The 18,693-nt window shown below is 68.0% G+C and carries 16 protein-coding genes; 5 read left to right on the forward strand and 11 right to left on the reverse strand.

The annotated features are described in order from the left end of the window. The first annotated feature begins 70 nt into the window (after positions 1 to 70). The 3 genes from MUU77_RS05210 to MUU77_RS05220 all read left to right on the forward strand — a co-directional run bounded on the left by MUU77_RS05210 (position 71) and on the right by MUU77_RS05220 (position 5,544). Positions 71 to 2,059: an oligopeptide transporter, OPT family gene (locus MUU77_RS05210; protein WP_245092347.1), complete on the forward strand. Its 1,989-nt coding sequence runs from the start codon at positions 71 to 73 to the stop codon at positions 2,057 to 2,059. A 93-nt stretch (positions 2,060 to 2,152) separates the two neighbouring features. Then, positions 2,153 to 4,219, forward strand: coding sequence for a S9 family peptidase (locus MUU77_RS05215; protein WP_245092349.1), 2,067 nt, complete (start codon positions 2,153 to 2,155; stop codon positions 4,217 to 4,219). 68 nt (positions 4,220 to 4,287) lie between these two features. Then, positions 4,288 to 5,544 carry a DUF819 family protein gene (locus tag MUU77_RS05220; RefSeq protein WP_245092351.1) on the forward strand — a complete coding sequence of 419 codons (1,257 nt, stop codon included), beginning with the start codon at positions 4,288 to 4,290 and terminating at the stop codon, positions 5,542 to 5,544. An 80-nt stretch (positions 5,545 to 5,624) separates the two neighbouring features. Here MUU77_RS05220 and MUU77_RS05225 read toward each other — a convergent pair whose 3' ends face one another. The 11 genes from MUU77_RS05225 to MUU77_RS05275 form a co-directional block, all read right to left on the reverse strand. Continuing rightward, positions 5,625 to 6,485, reverse strand: a complete 861-nt coding sequence (locus MUU77_RS05225; RefSeq protein ID WP_245092353.1) for a hypothetical protein — start codon at positions 6,483 to 6,485, stop codon at positions 5,625 to 5,627. A gap of 166 nt (positions 6,486 to 6,651) precedes the next feature. Further along, complete coding sequence (locus tag MUU77_RS05230) at positions 6,652 to 6,876, reverse strand: CstA-like transporter-associated (seleno)protein (protein ID WP_245092355.1); 225 nt, start codon at positions 6,874 to 6,876, stop codon at positions 6,652 to 6,654. A gap of 3 nt (positions 6,877 to 6,879) precedes the next feature. Further along, entirely contained in the window at positions 6,880 to 8,961 is a 2,082-nt protein-coding gene (locus MUU77_RS05235; protein ID WP_245092357.1) for a carbon starvation CstA family protein, read from the reverse strand. Positions 8,962 to 9,072: 111 nt separating this feature from the next. Further along, positions 9,073 to 10,086: a magnesium/cobalt transporter CorA gene (corA, locus tag MUU77_RS05240; protein WP_245092359.1), complete on the reverse strand. Its 1,014-nt coding sequence runs from the start codon at positions 10,084 to 10,086 to the stop codon at positions 9,073 to 9,075. Between the two features lie 150 nt (positions 10,087 to 10,236). Continuing rightward, the gene (locus tag MUU77_RS05245; RefSeq protein ID WP_245092361.1) at positions 10,237 to 12,258 is read right to left on the reverse strand and encodes a glycoside hydrolase family 97 protein; all 2,022 of its coding nucleotides are present in this window, start codon (positions 12,256 to 12,258) and stop codon (positions 10,237 to 10,239) included. A 45-nt stretch (positions 12,259 to 12,303) separates the two neighbouring features. Continuing rightward, positions 12,304 to 13,482: a DUF4105 domain-containing protein gene (locus tag MUU77_RS05250; RefSeq protein ID WP_245092363.1), complete on the reverse strand. Its 1,179-nt coding sequence runs from the start codon at positions 13,480 to 13,482 to the stop codon at positions 12,304 to 12,306. Continuing rightward, the gene (locus MUU77_RS05255) at positions 13,475 to 14,350 is read right to left on the reverse strand and encodes a transporter associated domain-containing protein (protein ID WP_245092365.1); all 876 of its coding nucleotides are present in this window, start codon (positions 14,348 to 14,350) and stop codon (positions 13,475 to 13,477) included. Before MUU77_RS05255 ends, MUU77_RS05250 begins: the two co-directional genes overlap by 8 nt. 40 nt (positions 14,351 to 14,390) lie before the next feature. After that, positions 14,391 to 14,966 carry a hypothetical protein gene (locus MUU77_RS05260; protein WP_245094247.1) on the reverse strand — a complete coding sequence of 192 codons (576 nt, stop codon included), beginning with the start codon at positions 14,964 to 14,966 and terminating at the stop codon, positions 14,391 to 14,393. A gap of 11 nt (positions 14,967 to 14,977) precedes the next feature. Further along, positions 14,978 to 15,466, reverse strand: coding sequence for an rRNA maturation RNase YbeY (gene ybeY, locus MUU77_RS05265; protein WP_245092367.1), 489 nt, complete (start codon positions 15,464 to 15,466; stop codon positions 14,978 to 14,980). Between the two features lie 94 nt (positions 15,467 to 15,560). Continuing rightward, positions 15,561 to 16,547 (reverse strand): PhoH family protein, encoded by a 987-nt coding sequence (locus MUU77_RS05270; protein WP_245092369.1) that lies wholly within the window; start codon positions 16,545 to 16,547, stop codon positions 15,561 to 15,563. Between the two features lie 28 nt (positions 16,548 to 16,575). Continuing rightward, the gene (locus MUU77_RS05275; RefSeq protein WP_245092371.1) at positions 16,576 to 16,869 is read right to left on the reverse strand and encodes a hypothetical protein; all 294 of its coding nucleotides are present in this window, start codon (positions 16,867 to 16,869) and stop codon (positions 16,576 to 16,578) included. Between the two features lie 154 nt (positions 16,870 to 17,023). Here MUU77_RS05275 and MUU77_RS05280 point away from each other — a divergent pair, with 154 nt between their 5' ends. Together MUU77_RS05280 and MUU77_RS05285 are read left to right on the forward strand one after the other, a co-directional pair. Further along, on the forward strand, positions 17,024 to 17,734 hold the full coding sequence (locus tag MUU77_RS05280) for a TetR/AcrR family transcriptional regulator (protein WP_245092373.1): 711 nt from the start codon (positions 17,024 to 17,026) through the stop codon (positions 17,732 to 17,734). Further along, positions 17,724 to 18,683, forward strand: a complete 960-nt coding sequence (locus MUU77_RS05285; protein WP_245092375.1) for an HlyD family efflux transporter periplasmic adaptor subunit — start codon at positions 17,724 to 17,726, stop codon at positions 18,681 to 18,683. The genes MUU77_RS05280 and MUU77_RS05285 overlap by 11 nt, the downstream gene beginning before the upstream one ends. Positions 18,684 to 18,693: the final 10 nt, after the last annotated feature.

The following is an 18,693-nucleotide window of genomic DNA, read 5'->3' on the forward strand; positions in this document are numbered from 1 at the left end:
GCCTCTCCCGGCTGGACTTGCCGGGCAGCGGACGCTAGCGTGTCGGCTTTCCGCAATCCGGGAACGTGCAATGAGCCCGCAGGGGACCCCGCAACTCACCTTCCGCGCCGTCGTGCTGGCCATCGTGCTGGCCGTCGTGCTGTCGGCCGCCAACGCTTACCTTGGCCTGTTCGCCGGCCTGACCGTGGCCACCGCCATCCCGGCGGCCGTCGTCTCGATGGGCGTGCTGCGCCTGCTGGGCGGCGGCACGATCCTGGAGAACAACATCGTGCAGACCGGCGCTTCGGCCGGCTCGTCGATCGCGGCAGGCGTGATCTTCACGATCCCCGCCCTGATCATCCTGGGCTACTGGCAGGATTTCCAGTATTCCTGGGTGCTGGCCATCGCCGGTCTCGGCGGCCTGCTGGGCGTGCTGTTCTCGGTACCGTTGCGCCGCTCGATGATCGTCGAGGAACCGTTGCCGTTTCCCGAAGGCAAGGCCGCGGCCGAAGTGCTGAAGGCCGGCGAGAACCCCGGCCCCGGCCTGAAGATCCTGGCCTTCTCCGCCGCCATCGGCGCGGTGCTTAAGGTCGCCGCCCACAGCGGCATGCGCCTGATCCCGGATACCGCGGCGGGCGCCGGCTTCTTCGGCAAATACCTCGGCTACATGGGCACCAACCTGTCGCCGGCGCTGCTGGGCGTGGGCTATATCGTGGGCCTGAACATCGGCATCGTGGTGCTTTCCGGCAGCATCCTGTCCTGGCACATCGCCATTCCGCTGTACCACATGGCCTTCCTGGGCACCGATCCCGCGCTGGCGCAGAGCATCGCGGGTGCGGGCCCCGAGGACATCGCCGGCGCCATCTGGTCGGCCAAGATCCGCTACCTGGGCGTGGGCGCCATGCTGATCGGCGGCGTGTGGACGCTGTTCTCGCTGCGCAAGTCGCTGCTGTCGGGCGTGAAGAGCGGCATCGCCGCCGCGCGTGCCGGTTCCGGTGGCGCCGATGTCGCCGAGACCGAGCGCGACCTGCCGATGAAGTGGATGCTGGTGGCCCTGGTCGTCTTCGTGCTGCCGTTGCTGCTGCTGTACCAGGCCATCGTCGGCATGTGGCACGTCAGCATCCCGATGGCGATCATCATGATCGTGGCTGGCTTCCTGTTCGTGTCGGTGTCGGCCTACCTGGCCGGCCTGGTGGGGTCGTCCAACAATCCCGTGTCGGGCATCACCATCGCCACCATCCTGTTCGCTTCGGTCGTGCTGCTGTTGCTGCTGGGCGAGAGCGGGCGCATGGCCGTGGGGGCGGGCGGGGCGCCGCTGGGGGCCGTGGCCGCGATCATGATCGGCGCGGTGGTGTGTTGCGCCGCGGCGGTGGGCGGCGACAACCTGCAGGACCTCAAGGCGGGCTACCTGGTCGGCGCGACGCCGTGGAAGCAGCAGCTGATGCTCGGCATCGGTGCGTTCTCCTGCGCGCTGATCATGGCGCCGGTGCTGAACATCCTGTCCGAGGCCTACGGCATCGGTGCGCCGACGGCCGAACATCCCAATCCGCTGTCCGCGCCGCAGGCCACGTTGATGGCGTCGGTGGCCAAGGGCCTGTTCGGTGGCGAGTTGCCGTGGGGCATCATCGGCATTGGTGCCGTCATCGGCGCGGTCATCATCGCGATCGACGAGATGCTGAAGGCCCGCAAGAGCAGCTTCCGCGTGCCCGTGCTGGCCGCGGCCATCGGCATCTACCTGCCGCTGGAACTGATGGTGCCGATCTTCCTGGGGGGTCTGCTGGCCTACCTGGTGGAGAAGCGCCACGGCATGGTGGGCACGAAGGACGAGGAAGCGCGCGACCGCATCCATCGCCCCGGCACGCTGTTCGCCGCGGGCCTGATCACCGGCGAGGCGCTGATGGGCATCGCCGTGGGCGTCGCCATCTATGCCACCAAGGACCGCGACGTGCTGGTGCTGCCGGAGGCCTTCCAGCAGGGCGAGATCGTCGGCCTGGTGGTCCTGGCGATCGTGGGCTGGCTGCTGTACCGCACCGGTGCCAGGTCCAAGGCACTGGGTGAGGCCGGGTCCGGCCCGCATTGAGCGGCTGCACGGCGCAGGGGCGTGACTTCACGCCTTTGCGCCGCGCCGCGTTTAGCGCCTAACATCGAGGTTTTCCCGTCGCCGGAGCCCCGGATGAACCTCAGATCCGCCCTGTTGCCCCTCTGTCTGCTGGCGGCGCTGCCGTCGCTCGCCGCCGCGCGCGGTCTGGATGTGCGCGACCTGCAGAAGCTGGACCGCGTGTCCTCGCCGGTGCTGTCGCCGGATGGGGGCACGGTCGTCTTCGCCAAGCGCATCGTCGATGCCGACGTGGTCAAGGCCAGCAGCAGCCTGTGGGTCCGCAACCTGCTGACCCGCGACATGGGGCCGCCGAAGCGCTTGACGCCGGAAGGGTGGAACGTCAACTCGCCCTCGTTCTCGCCGGATGGCAAGACGGTGTACTTCCTCAGTGCGAAGTCCGGCACCCAGCAGCTGTATGCGATGCCGCTGGGCGGCGGCACGCCGCGCCAGCTGACGGCGTTCGCGCTGGACGTGGCCGGCTACAAGCTGTCGCCGGACGGCACGCGCGTGCTGTTCAGCACCGACACCTTCGCCGACTGCAAGGCCGACTTCGCCTGCACGAAGAAGAAGCTGGACGACACCGCGGCGAAGAAGAGCAGCGGCGTGGTGTACGACGGCCTGTTCGTCCGTCATTGGGACACCTGGGCCGATGGCCGCCGCAGCCGCCTGTTCGTCGCCACGCTGCCGGAAGGCAAGGCGAAGCCGGTTGCCAGCGCCACCTCGCTGACCGACAGCCTGGATGGCGATGCGCCTTCCAAGCCCTTTGGTGGCGCCGACGAGTACACCTGGTCGCCGGACGGTTCGTCGGTCGTTGCCGCCATCCGCGTGGCCGGCAAGGGCGAGGCCTGGTCGACCAATTTCGACCTGTACCAGGTCGCCGCGGACGGCAGCGGCGCGCCGGTCAACCTGACGGCGTCCAATCCCGCCTGGGACACCGGCCCGGTGTTCAGCGCAGACGGCAAGACGCTGTACTACCGCGCGATGAAGCGCCCGGGCTTCGAAGCCGACCGCTTCGGCCTGATGGCGATGGACCTGGCCTCGAAGCAGGTGCGCGAGATCGCACCTTCATGGGACCGCTCCGCCGACGGCATCGTGGTGTCGAAGGACGGCGCGACGATCTACACCACCGCACAGGACGTGGGCCAGCACCCGCTGTTCGCCGTCGATGTCGCCAGCGGCACGGCGAAGCCGGTGGTCGCCGAGGGCAGCATCTCGGCCTTCGACATCGCCGGCGATACGTTGGCCTTCACCCGCAACACGCTGAAGACGGGCGACCAGCTGTTCACCACCACCCTGGCCGGCGCGCCGCTGCGTGCCATCACGCCGAGCGCACAGGACGTGCTGAAGGATGTCAGTTTCGGCGACTTCGAACAGTTCGACTTCGCCGGCTGGAACAACGAGACCGTGCACGGTTACGTGGTCAAGCCGCACGATTATGTGGAAGGCCAGAAGTACCCGGTCGCTTTCCTGATACACGGCGGCCCGCAGGGCAGCTTCGGCAACGGCTGGAGCTACCGCTGGAACCCGCAGACCTACGCGGGCCAGGGCTACGCGGTGGTGATGATCGACTTCCATGGTTCCACCGGCTACGGCCAGGCCTTCACCGACGCGATCAGCCAGCACTGGGGCGACCGGCCGCTGGAAGACCTGCAGAAGGGCTGGGCCGCGGCGCAGCAGAAGTACGCCTTCCTCGACGGCAAGAACGCCTGCGCGCTGGGCGCCAGCTATGGCGGCTACATGATCAACTGGATCGCCGGCAACTGGAACGAGCCGTGGAAGTGCCTGGTCAACCACGACGGCGTGTTCGACACCCGTTCGATGGGCTATGTGACCGAAGAGCTGTGGTTCACCGAATGGGAGAACGGCGGCACGCCGTTCGACAAGCCGGAGAACTACGAGAAGTTCAATCCGGTCAATCACGTCGCTAAGTGGCGCGTGCCGATGCTGGTGGTGCAGGGCGAGAAGGACTACCGGGTGCCCGTGGACCAGGGCCTGTCCACGTTCACCGCGCTGCAGCGCAAGGGCATCGAATCCAAGCTGCTGTACTTCCCCGACGAGAACCACTGGGTGCTCAAGCCGCAGAACAGCATCCTGTGGCACGACACCGTCAACGACTGGCTGAAGCGGCATATCGGCCGTTGAGTGTCGCGCGATGGCCGGCCGTGCGCCGGCCATCGCCTTTTCCGAAGTCCGCAGGGGAGTCCTGACCGATGGCGATCGAAGCCGCCGCACCATCCACCGCACTGATCCAGAACGACGCCGTCGTGATGGGCCTGCTGGCCGCCACGCTGGCCTTCGTCTTCTGGGGCGCCTCGCGTCCGGCCGGCGCCTGGAAGAAGTTCTACGCCGTCGTGCCGGCACTGCTGATGTGCTACCTGCTGCCAGCGATCTACAACAGTTTCGGCCTGATCGATGGCAATGCGTCCGGCCTGTACGAGATGGCGCGCGACTACATGCTGCCCAGCTCGCTGGCGCTGTTCTGCATCGCCATCGACCTGGTGGCGATCCTGCGGCTGGGACCGAAGGCGATCATCATGTTCCTGACCGGTACGGCAGGCGTGATGCTGGGCGCCCTCGTGTCGTTCATCGCGCTGGGCATCATCCACCCGGAGACCGTGGCCGGCGATACCTGGAGCGGCATGGCCACGCTCGCGGGCAGCTGGATCGGCGGTGGTGCCAACCAGGCGGCGATGAAGGAAGTCTTCGCGGTCGATTCCACCCTGTTCGGCCAGTTCGTCGCGGTCGACATCCTCGTCGCGAACGTGTGGATGGCGTTCCTGCTGTTCCTGATACCGCGGGCCGCCAGGATCGATCGCTGGATGGGGGCCGACACCCGCGTGATCGATGACCTGCGCGAGCGCATGGAGAGCTACCACGCCCAGCATGCGCGCAACCCCACGCTGACCGATCTGATGATCATCCTGGGCATCGGCCTGGGCACGACGGGCCTGGCGCATTTCCTCGCCACGCCGCTGGTCGAGTGGATCAAGACATTGCCGGCGGAATGGAAACTGGAAGAATTCAGCCTGACCTCCACGTTCTTCTGGATGGTGGTGATCGCCACCACCGTGGGCCTGCTGCTCAGCTTCACCCGCGCGCGGCAGATGGAAGGCGCCGGTGCGTCGAAGGTCGGCACCGCGATGCTGTACGTGCTGATCGCCACCATCGGCATGCACATGGACCTGAAGGCGCTGGTCGACAAGCCGTGGCTGTTCCTGCTGGGCGCAATCTGGATCCTGACCCATGGCCTGCTGCTCTTCATCGTCGCCAAACTGATCAAGGCGCCGTTGTTCTTCGCTGCGGTGGGTTCACAGGCCAACATCGGCGCGGCGGCGTCGGCGCCCGTCGTGGCCAGTGCATTCCATCCTTCGCTGGCACCGGTGGCGGTGCTGCTGGCGGTGTTCGGTTATGCGCTGGGCACATATTGCGCGTACATCACCGGCATCCTGCTGCGCGGCATGGCATAGGCTCGGGCTGGACGCACGCGGAGCGGGAGGATGCGCATCGTCTCCTCCCGCTCGCTCTCCGCGTGCGGATCGATCAGGGGTCAGTTCAGGGGGCAACCCTGGTTGTTGTAGGCATCGAGCGTGGTGGCCAGCGACAGCATGATTTCGCGATCGCCGGTGGCCAGCGCCGCGGTCACCTGGCTGGTGACCTGTGCGGTGGTGAGCGGGTAGTCCACGCCGCCTGAAGCGGAGTTGAGCAGCGCCGCTACCGCCTGCTTCAACAGGATGCGCTTGCCGCCATCCACACCCGGACCACCCTGGAAGCTCAGAGCGGTCAGCAGGCTGGCGTCGGGCGCATCCAGGCCGAAGTAGTTCTGCAGGTTGCTGTAGGTCGCGTACGGCGACGGCCACGAGTCGTGGTGCTTCTTCACCTTCCAGTAGCCCAGCGTGCAGCCCTCGAAGCCGGTTTCGCCCGGCGTGCTGTAGCAGAACGTGGCCTGGTTGATCTGTGGGTAAGGATTAGTGGTGGAGATCGACACCAGCGTGCTGGAACCGGGCAGGTGCAGGCCGGCGTCCGCGGTCACGGGCGGGTCGTAGGTGTAGAGCATGGCGCTGCCGCCACCGCTGATGGACACACTGTGGATGGACTGGCCGGTGCTGAGTTGCTCCCAGTAAAGCAGCCAGCCACTGGTGGATTCGAAGTGGATGGTATCCACCGTGAGCGTCCCGTCGGTGTGCGCCTGGATGCCGACCGGCAATGGATTGATCACCATTTCGGTGAGGATGCCGGCGGTGTCGAAATCCTTGCAGCTGAGCCCGGCGTCGACCGGCGTCGGAGTGCCGATGGTGCCGTTGGCGAGGGCGCTGGAACTCAGGCCGAGGCAGAGCAGCAGGCTGGCGCCTGCCGAGCCCAGCAGGGTACGCAGCCGCATACGGCCGCGGATGGTGTTTGCGATCTTCATGGTGTCCCCTTGCGGTGCGGTGTTGGATGGCTGCGCAAGGCAAGCCGTGCAGGGAACAACGCCGCGCCTAGGCCGCAGCGGCCAACAGAAATGGTCCTGGCGATGAATGGCAACAAGAAGGCGAGGCCCTCGGGCCCCGCCTCCTAGTGTCTTCGCGGTTACGCGGCTAGCAGCAGCGGAACCCGCTCCTGCCGCCGAAGCGCGCTTCCTGTCGTTCGCGGAAGAAGGTCTTGTAGTCCATCGGTTCGCGGTCCGGATGCTTCTCCAGCACGTGCCGGACGTAGTTGTCGTAGTCCGGGATGCCGCAGCACAGGCGCGCGGTCTGCACCAGCCTGCGCCACACGCGCTTGTGCGTGGCGAAGTGCGAGAGCGGGACGAGTTGCGTGCCCATGGCCTACAGGCCCGCCTGCGCGGCCTGCTGCTCCGCCGTCAGCGCGATGTACGGCGTTTCCCGGTCGGTGCGCTGCGGATGGCGGCGGGCGATCAGGATGGTCCGGATCGAGAAGACCAGGATGCTGAACACCACGAACAGGAACAATGCCGTCAGGCCCGTGTTGACGTAGGCGTTGGTGACGATCTGCTGCATCTGCTCCATGTTCTTGGCCGGCGCCAGGATCTCGCCCTGGGCGATGCCGGTCTTGAACTTGTCCGCCTGCGCCAGGAAGCCCTGCGCGGGGTTCTTGTCGAACAGCTTGATCAGGCCGGCGTAGCTGGTGCAGATCAGCAGCCACACGGCGGGCACGGCCGTCACCCACGCATAGCGGTCGCGCTTGAGCTTGAACAGCACCACCGTGCCCAGCATCAGGGCGATGCCGGCGAGCATCTGGTTGGAGATGCCGAACAGCGGCCACAGCGTCTGGATGCCCCCGAACGGGTCCACCACGCCGGTGTAGAGCAGATAACCCCACAGCGCCACGCAGCCGCCGGTGGCGATGATGTTGGCGGTCCACGATTCGGTCCTGCGCAGCGCCGGGATGAAGTTGCCCAGCAGGTCCTGCAGCATGAAACGGCCGGCGCGCGTGCCCGCATCCACCGCGGTCAGGATGAACAGCGCCTCGAACAGGATGGCGAAGTGGTACCAGAACGCCATGCTGTTCGCGGTGGGCAGCACCTGGTGCAGGATCTGCGCGATGCCCACGGCCAGCGTGGGCGCACCGCCGGCACGCGAAAGGATGGTGTGCTCGCCGATGTCCCGGGCGGTCGCTTCGAGCACCTCGGGCGTGATGTGGAAGCCCCACTCGCTGACCTTGGCGGCCACGGCGACGGCGTCGGTGCCGATCGCCGAGGCCGGGCTGTTCATCGCGTAGTAGATGCCCGGTTCCAGGATGGCGGCGGCGACCAGCGCCATGACCGCAACGAACGATTCCATCAGCATGCCGCCGTAGCCGATGTACGGCATGTGCGACTCGTTCGCCAGCAGCTTGGGCGTGGTGCCCGACGAGATCAGCGCATGGAAGCCCGAAACCGCGCCACAGGCGATGGTGATGAACAGGAACGGGAAGATGCCGCCCTTCCACACCGGACCATCGCCGGTGCTGGCGAACTGGGTCAGCGCCGGCATCTTCAGGTCGGGCATCACGATCAGGATGCCGATGGCGAGGCCGACGATGGTACCGATCTTGAGGAAGGTGGACAGATAGTCGCGCGGGGCCAGCAGCAGCCACACGGGCAGCACCGAGGCGACGAAGCCGTAGCCGATCAGCATCCAGGTGATCTGGGTACCGGTGAAGGTGAAGGCCGGGCCCCAGGTGGGGTGCGCGCCCACCTTGCCGCCCAGCCAGATGGCGCCCAGCAGCAGGATCAGGCCCACCACGGAGATCTCGCCGATCCTGCCGGGGCGGATGTAGCGCATGTAGACGCCCATGAGCAGGGCGATGGGCATCGTCGCGATGACGGTGAACATGCCCCAGGGACTTTCCGCCAGCGCCTTCACCACCACCATCGCCAGCACCGCCAGGATGATGATCATGATCAGGAACGCGCCGAACAGGGCGATGGTGCCGGGAATGGGCCCCAGCTCCTCGCGCACCAGGTCGCCCAGCGAACGGCCGTTGCGCCGGCTGGACAGGAACAGGACCATGAAGTCCTGCACCGCGCCCGCGAACACCACGCCCACGACCAGCCACAGCAGGCCGGGCAGGTAGCCCATCTGGGCGGCGAGCACCGGACCCACCAGCGGGCCGGCGCCGGCGATGGCCGCAAAGTGGTGGCCGAACAACACCTGCTTGTTGGTCGGCACGTAGTCCAGGCCATCGTTGTTCAGCACGGCCGGCGTGGCGCGCAGGGGGTCCAGCTGCATGACGTTGCGCGCGATGAACATCGCATAGAAGCGGTAGGCGATCAGGTAGATCGACACCGCGGCGACCACGATCCACAGCGCGTTGATGTGCTCGCCGCGCCGCAGTGCCACCGTGCCCAGCGCGAACGCGCCCGCCACCGCAAGCAATGCCCAGCCGAGCTTGGACAGACCCTTCATAAGCACACCTCCAGGGAGAACCGGGGTAGGGTCCTCCCGCGCGCCGGTGGGGTCAATCCGTAATGCCTGATTCGGTCTTCGACTTTGGTCGCAATCCGGCGGGGTAGGGCGTCAGAGCCAGCGCGAACGCTTGAACAGGCGGTACAGGCCGAAGCAGGCCAGCGCCACGCCGGCGATCAGGATGGGATAGGCGAAGCGGCCGGCCAGTTCGGGCATGTGTTCGAAGTTCATGCCGTACCAGCTGGTGATCAGCGTGGGGGCGGCGAGCAGTGCGGCCCACGCGCCCAGGCGCTTGACGATCTCGCCCTGCGCCAGCGTCACCAGCGACAGGTTCACGCTGAGCGCCGTGGTGAGCATCTCGCGCAGGGTGTCGGTGTACTCGTTCACGCGCAGCACGTGGTCCTGCACGTCGCGGAAGTACAGCCGCACTTCTTCCGGGATCAGCGCGCTCTGCGAACGCGTCAGCTGCGCCAGCACGTCCTGCAGCGGCGCCACCGCCAGCCGCATCTGGGTCAGCTCGCGCTTGAGCTCGTACAGCTTGACCACCGTCACCCGCCGGTAGGTGTCGGAGAAGATGTCCTTCTCCAGCGCATCCAGCGTCTGCTTGAACTGGTCGATGATGGGCCGGTAGTTGTCGACGACGTAGTCCAGCACCGCATACAGCCCGTACGAGGGCCCCAGTGCGAGCAGCTCCGGTTCGCGCTGCACGCGTTCGCGCACGGGTGCGTACGACAGCGACGCGCCATGCCGCACCGTCACCAGGTAGCGGGGGCCCAGGAAGGCGTGGGTTTCGCCGAAGCGGATGCGGTCGTCCACCACCTGCGCCGTGTGCACGGCCACGAACAGCGAGTTGCCATAGGCCTCCAGCTTCGGGCGCTGGTGCGCATTCTGCGCGTCCTCCACGGCCAGGTCGTGCAGGCAGAACTCTTCCTGCAGTTTCTCCAGGATGGCGTCCGCCGGCTCGTACAGGCCCACCCAGATGAAGCTGCCGTCATCGACGGCCAGCACGTCGCTGATCTCGTCCAGCCCGATGTCGCGCCGCTTGCCGCCCTGGTCGTAGACCACGCAGTTGATGACGCACTGGGGCAGGGCGGGTTTCGTATCGACGGGCGCGAGGTCGTTCATGGCGTGAATCGTGCGCCACGCGCGCGGTCGCGGCAAGCCCGGTCACCTCTGCGCCGACGGTAGGAGCGGGCCATGCCCGCGATGCTTTCCGGTGGATGCCTGCACAAGAGCATCGCGCCCAAGGGCGCTCCTACACACAAGCCTCCGTCATCACTGCGCCACGAAGCGGATCGCCTGCCCACCGCCCGGCGCCAGCTTCAGCGTCAGCGTGTCGGCGCGGGTCACCGTGCGCTCTTCGATCACGATGTCCTGCGGCGCAGTCTTCCAGTGCGCCTGGTCGCCATCGCGGTAGATCTGCGCCGTGTAGCGGCGGCCCTGCTCCAGGAAGGACAGCGGCACGCTCAGCGTGCGGCCGTCCTCATCGGTCAGCGCACCCAGGTACCAGTTGTCGCCGCCGCGTTCCTTGCGGGCGATAGTCACGTAGTCGCCCACTTCGCCGTTCAGTACGCGGGTGTCGTCCCAGTCCACCGGCACGTCCTTGATGAACTGGAACGGGGCCGGATTCTTCTCGTAGTTCTCCAGCAGGTCGGCGGCCATCTGCAACGGGCTGTAGATCACCACGTACAGCGACAGCTGCTTGGCCCAGGTGGTGGCGATGCCGTCGGTGGAGCGCGTCTTCATGCCGAAGATGCCCGGCGTGTAATCCATGGGGCCGGCCAGCAGGCGGGTGAACACCAGGTTGGCCTCGTGTTCCGGCGGGTTGCCGGGCTGTCCCCAGGCGCTGAACTCCATGCCGCGCGCGCCTTCGCGGGTGATCCAGTTCGGATACGTGCGGCGCAGGCCGCTGTCCTTGATCGGCTCGTGCGGGTTCACCGCGATGTGGCGCTTGGCCGCTTCGGTCACCACCTTCAGGTGATGGCGCGCCATGTCCTGGCCTTCGTGCCACGCGTAGTGGCGCTGGCCGTCGGCGCCGGTGACCTTGGCCTGGCTGGCGTCGGCCACGTAGCCGGTCTTCACCGCCGGCACGCCCACGCGCTGGTACAGGTCGAAGGCGTCGCCCAGTTGCTCTTCATAGTGCGCGGCGTTGCCGGAGGTCTCGTGGTGGCCGATCAGCACGACGCCTTTCGAGCGGGCGTAGCGGCTGAGCGCTTCCAGGTCGAAATCCGGATACGACCGGGTGAAGCTGAAATCCTCGCCGTTGCCGAACCAGTCGCCGTCCCAGCCCACGTTCCAGCCTTCCACCAGCACGCCGCCGAAGCCGTGTTTCGCAGCGAAATCGATGTGCTTGCGGACGTTCTCGTTGGTGGCGCCGTGCTTGGGGCCGGACGCCCAGCTCTTCAGATCCAGGTGCATTTCCCACCACACGCCGACGTACTTCATCGGTGTGACCCACGACACGTCGCCCAGGGCGTTGGGTTCGTTGAGATTCAGCGTGAGGCTGGACATCGCCAGGCCCGCCGCATCGTCGCTCAGCAGCAGCGTGCGCCACGGCGTATCGAACGGCGCCGCACGCACCACCTTGCCTTCGCCGATGCCCGGGGTCAGGTCGGCCTTGAGTTTGCGGTCCTCCACGCGGGTCAGGTTCATGCCGCTGTAGTCGACCAGTGCCGCCTCGTGGATGGACAGGTGGGTGCCGTCCCCGAACCTGAAGGTGATCGGCGTCTGCGCATCGCCGACCTGCTGCACCGGCGTGCGGTGGTACAGGTACTCCTCGCGGTTCCATTCGCCGGCGGGGATCCACCACGCGGTGGCATCGCGCGCCAGCGAGAATTCGGTCAGCTCCTCGCTGATCTTCACCTGCTCCAGGCCGGGCTGCTCCGGGAAGCGGTACCGGAAGCCCACGCCATCGTCGAACACCCGGAACACCACGTCGAAGCGGCGGAAGGGCCTGGCCTTCTCCTTCAGCGTGACCGTCAGTTCGTTGTAGTGGTTGCGGATGAAGCGGCGCTCGCCCCAGGGCTGTTCCCAGGTTTCGTCGAACGTGCGCGTGCGCGGCTGCACGATCTCGATGTTGCGCTCGAACTTGGGCGCATCCAGCAGCAGGAAGCCGAGCCGCGACGGGGCGATGACCGGTTGACCCTTGCGCGACACCGCATACGAGGGCCGGCCGTCGTTGTCGGTGGCCAGTTCCACCACGAGGGTGCCGTCGGGCGAGGTCACGCGCGGTCCGGGCGCCGCATGCGCGGTGGCGCTGGACAGCAGGACGAAGAGCGGAATCAGGAAACGGTGCATGCGACCCTCGCGATGAGCAGAGGGCCGCATCGTGCGTGGCCGGGCTCAGGGCGACAAGCGTCGCGGCATGAATACGTATGCAAGCGCCAGATGGACCGGCATCATCAGCGCGATCCACGCCTGGTTGTATTGCGGCCGCAACGGCAGCCAGTGCAGGAACCACGCCACCAGCGCGCCTGCGGCGATGGCGAGCGTGAGCCAGCCGAACCACACCGGCGGGTTGCGGCGGCGCAGCACGGCGATTGCGCCGGGCACCAGCAGCACGCACAGCGGATTGAACAGCAGCAGGTTGCGGTTGGCCCACGCGGCCCAGTGGTCGGTGAAGCCCCACAGGTACACCAGCAGCGCGCCCGCCACGCAGCACAGCAGCCAGAACGGCAGCGCCACGGCCGCGATCACGCGGGGCCAGCGCCGCCCCAGCCACGCGACCAGCGCCGCGACCACCACGCCCGCGAGCAGCCAGGGCCACCAGCGGCGTGGCGTTTCGGCCGGCTCCGGCGCGATACGGTGCGGCAGCAGCTGCATCTCCGACTGCACCAGCGGGCGGCCATCGGCGTTCTTCGCCTCGCGCAGGCTGTCGGCCAGGCGCATCGGCACGTAGCCTTCCTCCCAGCGCGACATCGGCTTGTCCGCCGACGGGCCCAGGCCCACGTCGAAGCCCAGCCACATCCACGTTGCCGGCGAGGCCAGCCGCACGGCTTCGCTGCGCAAGGTGTTGCCGCGCGAACGGCCCGCCAGCTGCGATTTCAGCGCGCCGCCCAGCGCGGCATCGAGCGCGTCGCGTACCTGGGTGGAACAGTTGGAGGTGAAGTAGTCGTAGCGATAGCGCGCGTTCTCCGGCCGGGCGCGTTCGGCCAGCGCGCTGGCCAGCGCCTGCGCCTGTCCGGGGGTGACGTCGAGCCACTGCAGGGAAACGCCGCGGCCGCTGTCGCGGTACTGCGCCAGGTCCTGCTCGAACGGCAGGGCGACCAGGTAATACATCATGTGGCCGCGCGCGAAGTTGCCCACGAAATCGGCTTCCGACGGGTCGAAGAAGCCGAAGTTGTACGAGATGGCGTCGCCGCTGGCGGGATCGACCACGATGATGGCGTTGTGCCCGAAGCGCTCGAAGAACACCTCGCCGGGCTGCATGGTGGCCACGCCGATGCGGGGCGCCGCCCACGCCGTGGCGGCCAGCAGCCACAGCGCGCCCAGCAGCGCCAGGCGCGCGATCGCGCTACGCATCCGCCAGCACCCCGACATGGAATGCGTGCACGCGCCGCGCATCGGCCCGCGCCACCCGGAACAGGAAACGGCCCAGCGTCAGTTCCTCGCCGGTTTCGGGCAGGTGGCCGATGGCGGCGGTGACCAGCCCGCCGACGGTGTCGTACTCGTCGTCCGGGAAGTCGGCACCGAAGCGTTCGTTGAAGTCGGCGATGGGCGTCAGCGCATCCACCACGAACTGGCCGTCGGCCTGCGCGGCGATCAGGGCGGCGCCGTCCTCGGCTTCGTCGTGCTCGTCGTCGATCTCGCCGACGATCTGTTCCAGCACGTCCTCGATGGTCACCAGGCCGGCCACGCCGCCGTACTCGTCCACCACGATCGCCATGTGGTTGCGCGACAGGCGGAACTCCTTCAGCAGCAGGTTCAGCTTCTTCGACTCGGGAATCAGCACCGCCGGCCGCAGCAGCTCGCGCACGGTGCCGGGGCCGTTGTCGGCCACCACCCCGCGCAGCAGGTCCTTGGCCAGCAGGATGCCCAGGATCTCGTCCTTGTTGTCGCCGTGGACGGGAAAGCGCGAATGGCCGGATTCCACCACCTGCTTCATCAGGTCCAGGAAGCGCGCCTCCACCGGCAGCGACACCATCTGCGCGCGCGGCACCATCACGTCGCCCACGGTCAGGTCGGCCACGGCGATGGCGCCTTCCATCATCTTCAGGGTGTCGCCGCCGATCAGGCCGTCGGACTGCGCGTCGCGCAGCAGGTCCACCAGGTCGTCGCGTGTGCTGGGTTCGCCGGAGAACGCCGAACTGAGGCGGTCCAGCCAGGAGCGCCGCTTCTCCGAGGGTTTGTCGGAGCCGTCCGGCGCGCGGGTACTGTCGTCTTCTGACATCTCTGGGGAATGGTCGCCCCGCTGGGGCGTGGGGTTCAGTCTAACGCGGTTGTCCGCCGGACGCAGGCGCTGGCGCCCCTTCGGGCGCGTCGGCGTCCGGAGCCTCCTCGGGTAGGTCCAGGCTGTAGCTGCACCCCACCAGGGTCTTGCCGGGATGCGAGGACACGTTGCTGACGTTGAGAATGACGGATTCGATCAGCACCTGGCCGCTTTCGCCATCGCGGGATTCTTCGCTGCGCAGCTCCTTGCCGAACATGGCCTTGGCCGGCGTATCGATGGCCGTTTCCAGCCCGAGTTCGCCGGCCAGCGGCCGGGGGTCGGGCAGGTCCAGGATCGCCATCACGCTGCCGCCGGAGAAGGCGATGTGGCTGCTCTCGTGCCCGAACACGCGGATCGGCGACGCCAGGCGGTATTCGGTCATGAACATGTTGGCCTGCGGCAGCGGCTGCCAGCCCAGTGCCACGGCCTCCAGGGGGTCCTGCAGGGCGGGCGCCAGCGCCATGAAGCCGGCCATGTCGCCGCGGCATTCGATCAGTGCGGCGAGGTCGGGCGGGGCCGTCCGGGCATGCACCGGAACGGGCAGGGCCAGTGCGATACAGGACGCAAGCGACAGCAGGCGCGGCACGGTCAGCCTTCCGCGTAGGGGTCGGCAATGCCGAGTTCGGCCAGGATCTCGCGTTCCAGCTGTTCCATGCAGTCGGCCTCCTTGTCGTCCTCGTGGTCCCAGCCCAGCAGGTGCAGGGCACCGTGCACGGTCATGTGGGCGTAATGCGCGGCCAGCGGCTTCTTCTGCTCCTTCGCCTCGCGCGCGACCACCGGCGCGCAGATCACCAGGTCGCCGAGCAGCGGCATCTTCACGCCCTTGGGCAGCTTGACGCCTTCGGCCATCTCGGCCGGGAAGCTGAGCACGTTGGTGGCGTAGTCGCGTCCGCGGTAATGCCGGTTGAGCGCGCGGCCTTCCTTGCTGTCGACGATGCGGATGGCGAGGTCCGCTTCGCGGATGCGGCCCTTCAGCGCCGCGGCCACCCACTTGCGGAAGCTCACCGGCGAGGGGATGCCGGTGCGCGGCAGCGCATAGCTGACGGAAACGTCGAGACGGACGGGGCCTTGGGTCATGGGGTATGCCTCGATGGAGTCGAACGTGCCCGACGGCTCGCGGCGTCATCATCCCGCGAAGCAAAGCGGTGGAGCAAGCTCGACGCTGCGGGCATCACGCGGCCGGTCCGGTCTCGGCATCCTTGCCGTCACGCGCATCGTAAGCCCGCACGATCTTCGCCACCAGCGGATGGCGCACCACGTCGCGGCTGGTGAAGAAGGTGAACGAGATGCCGTCGACCTCGCGCAGCACGTCCAGGGCGTCCTTCAGGCCCGACTTCTGGTTCCGCGGCAGGTCGATCTGGGTGAGGTCGCCGGTCACCACCGCCGTGCTGCCGTAGCCGATGCGGGTGAGGAACATCTTCATCTGTTCGATGGTGGTGTTCTGCGCCTCGTCGAGGATGACGAAGGCATCGTTGAGCGTGCGGCCGCGCATGTAGGCCAGCGGCGCGATCTCGATGACGTTCTTCTCCAGCAGCTTGACCACCTTCTCCACGCCCAGCATCTCGTACAGGGCGTCGTACAGCGGCCGCAGGTAGGGGTCGACCTTCTGCGAGAGGTCGCCGGGCAGGAAGCCCAGCTTCTCGCCGGCCTCCACCGCGGGGCGCACCAGGATCAGCCGCTGCACGCGCGACTCGTTCAACGCCTCCACCGCACTGGCCACGGCCAGGAACGTCTTGCCGGTGCCCGCCGGGCCGATGCCGAAGTTGATGTCGTGGGTGGCGATGGCGTGCAGGTACTTGGCCTGGTTGGCGCCGCGACCGCGCACGGTGCCGCGCTTGACCTTGATGGCCACGTCCTGCGGGGCATAGCCCTCGTCGGCCACCTGGTCCACGTTGGCGGCATTCAGGCGCAGATGGATGGCCTCGCTGTCGAAGGTTTCGCCGGCGGCTTCCTGGTACAGCGCATGCAGCAGCTTCTCGGTCGCGGCCACGGCCTTCTCCGGGCCGGTGACGCGGAAGACGGCGCCGCGGTTGGCGATTTCCACGCCCAGCCGCAGTTCGATCTGGCGCAGGTGGGCGTCGAAGGGGCCGGCCAGGTTGGCCAGGCGTTCGGTGTTTTCGGGTTCCAGGGTGAATTCGCGCTTGCTGGGGGCAGTCATGGGGCAGGGGTTCGATGTATCCGGGGGGCTAGTGGCGCGTCTGGTCGTCGGCATCCTCGACCGGCCACTGGTTGAAGACGTAAACCTCGTCCTCGACGAGGGCCTGGTCGAAGTGGTCGGGATTGGGGGCTTCGTCGCGGTCGATCTGCACCGGTTCGTCCTCCACCGCCACGACCACCCAGCCCTGTTCGCGGATGAACTCGGACGCGCGCCGCATGGGGTCATCGGCGAATCCGGGCTTCTGGTAGCAGGTGACGTACGCACCGCCGGCTTCGGCGAAGTCCGGGCTGTCGGCGCGCGGCCGGGCTTCCAGCGTGAACACCCACAGGCGGGGGCTGTCCGAGGAAATGGCGGCGATCCTGGCAAACGCAAGGCGGGCGCGCAGGGTAGCGCGCCGGCCCGGTGGCCGGCCACCCGCGCCGCCGTTCGTCGGAACGGGCTTGAAATTTAATTAATTGGAAAATTAAATAAATCCCATGACATCGACGACCCATCCCCGCCGACACGCGGGCAAGGCGGACGCCCCGCCCAAGGCCGCCCCGCGCAAGCGCGCCCGTGGGCGGCGCCCGACCGCAGAAACCGCGGACCTGCGCGCCACCCTGCTGGATGCGGCGCTGGCGTGCTTCGTCCGCGGCGGGATCGGGGCCACATCGCTGCGCGACATCGCCACCGAAGCCGGGGTGACGCCGGCGCTGGTGCACTACTACTTCGGCGACAAGGCGCAGTTGCAGGAAGCGGTGGTGACCGAGCGGTTGCTGCCGGTGGTGGCGCGGATGCGCGCGCCGGTGATGCAGGCCGGCGACGGCGACATCGCCGGCCTGGTCGCCGGCTTCGTCCAAGGCATCGGCGCGGTGGTGGCCGAGCATCCGTGGCTGCCGACGCTGTGGGTACGCGAGATCCTGTGCGAGGGCGGCGCGCTGCGCGAGGTGATGATCCGCCAGGTCGGTCCGCTGCTGCCGACGATGATGGCCGGCCGCTTCGCCGCCGCGCAGCAGGCCGGACAGCTCAATCCCGATCTCGACCCGCGCCTGCTGATGGTGTCGCTGATCGGGCTGACCATGTTTCCGCTGGCCAGCGCGCCCATCTGGCGCCAGCTGTTCGGCGCCGACGACATCGATTTCGACGACCTGCGCCGGCACACGCTGGTGCTGCTGGACCGCGGCCTGGAGCTTGACCATGCGAAGTGAACTGCGAAGCGCCGTGCTGGCGACGGTGATGCTGGCGCTGGCCGCCTGCGGGGCGGACGCGCCGCAGGCCCTGGGTACGCTGGAATGGGACCGGGTGACGCTGCCCGCGCCGGTGGCCGAGAAGATCGTGCGCATCGATGTGCGCGAAGGCCAGCAGGTGACCGCGGGTGCGCCGCTGCTCCAGTTGGAGCTGACGCGCACCCGATCGCAGCTGGCGGCCGTGGAGGCACAGGCCACGCAAAGCCGCGAGGTGCTGGCCGAACTGCGCGCCGGTCCCCGCGCCGAGGCCATCGCCCAGGCGCGCGCCAGCCTGGCCGCCGCGCAGGCACAGGCCCGGGATGCCGACGCTTATTACGCGCGCCTGCAGCCGCTGGGGCGCCAGCGCCTGGTCGCGGCCTCCGAGGTGGATCGCGCGCGCGCCGCGGCGCAGAGCGCACAGGCGCAGGTGCGCCTGGCGCAGGCCGCGTTGCTGGAGTTGGACCGTGGCACGCGCGCCGAACAGGTCGCCCAGGGCCAAGCCGCCGTCGCAGCGGCAGAAGCACAGGCGCGCGTGCAGGCGGTGACACTGGAGAAGCTCGACATCGTGGCACCGCGTGCGGGCCGCATCGACAGCCTTCCGTACAAGCTCGGCGACCAGGCCCCGGTCGGCGCGCCGCTGGCCGTGATGCTGGTGGGCGAAGCGCCGTACGCGCGCGTGTACCTGCCGCAGGCGCTGCGCAATCGGCTGAAGGTGGGAGACACCGTGCGCGTGCGCCTGGACGGGCAGGACACGACTTACCAGGGCCGCGTGCGGATGATCCGCAGCGAGCCCAGCTTTACCCCGTACTTCGCGCTGACCGGCCAGGACGCACAGCGGCTCAGCTACCTGGCGGAGATCAGCCTGGGGAAGGATGCCGCCAATCTCCCGGTGGGCGCCCCGCTGCAGGTGGTGTCCGATGGCGACGAGTGAGGAAGCACTG

It is taken from the genome of Pseudoxanthomonas sp. F37 (genome assembly GCF_022965755.1).
Classification (GTDB): Bacteria; Pseudomonadota; Gammaproteobacteria; order Xanthomonadales; family Xanthomonadaceae; genus Pseudoxanthomonas_A.

Excerpts from the sequence above, each read along its gene's own strand:
- MUU77_RS05230 (WP_245092355.1), bottom strand. The coding sequence starts at position 6,876 with ATGGGCACGCAACTCGTCCCGCTCTCGCACTTCGCCACGCACAAGCGC.
- ybeY (WP_245092367.1), bottom strand. The coding sequence starts at position 15,466 with ATGACCCAAGGCCCCGTCCGTCTCGACGTTTCCGTCAGCTATGCGCTG.
- MUU77_RS05210 (WP_245092347.1), top strand. The coding sequence starts at position 71 with ATGAGCCCGCAGGGGACCCCGCAACTCACCTTCCGCGCCGTCGTGCTG.
- MUU77_RS05220 (WP_245092351.1), top strand. The coding sequence starts at position 4,288 with ATGGCGATCGAAGCCGCCGCACCATCCACCGCACTGATCCAGAACGAC.
- MUU77_RS05225 (WP_245092353.1), bottom strand. The coding sequence starts at position 6,485 with ATGAAGATCGCAAACACCATCCGCGGCCGTATGCGGCTGCGTACCCTG.
- MUU77_RS05255 (WP_245092365.1), bottom strand. The coding sequence starts at position 14,350 with ATGTCAGAAGACGACAGTACCCGCGCGCCGGACGGCTCCGACAAACCC.
- MUU77_RS05280 (WP_245092373.1), top strand. The coding sequence starts at position 17,024 with ATGACATCGACGACCCATCCCCGCCGACACGCGGGCAAGGCGGACGCC.
- MUU77_RS05270 (WP_245092369.1), bottom strand. The coding sequence starts at position 16,547 with ATGACTGCCCCCAGCAAGCGCGAATTCACCCTGGAACCCGAAAACACC.
- MUU77_RS05250 (WP_245092363.1), bottom strand. The coding sequence starts at position 13,482 with ATGCGTAGCGCGATCGCGCGCCTGGCGCTGCTGGGCGCGCTGTGGCTG.
- MUU77_RS05215 (WP_245092349.1), top strand. The coding sequence starts at position 2,153 with ATGAACCTCAGATCCGCCCTGTTGCCCCTCTGTCTGCTGGCGGCGCTG.
- MUU77_RS05245 (WP_245092361.1), bottom strand. The coding sequence starts at position 12,258 with ATGCACCGTTTCCTGATTCCGCTCTTCGTCCTGCTGTCCAGCGCCACC.
- MUU77_RS05285 (WP_245092375.1), top strand. The coding sequence starts at position 17,724 with ATGCGAAGTGAACTGCGAAGCGCCGTGCTGGCGACGGTGATGCTGGCG.
- MUU77_RS05235 (WP_245092357.1), bottom strand. The coding sequence starts at position 8,961 with ATGAAGGGTCTGTCCAAGCTCGGCTGGGCATTGCTTGCGGTGGCGGGC.
- corA (WP_245092359.1), bottom strand. The coding sequence starts at position 10,086 with ATGAACGACCTCGCGCCCGTCGATACGAAACCCGCCCTGCCCCAGTGC.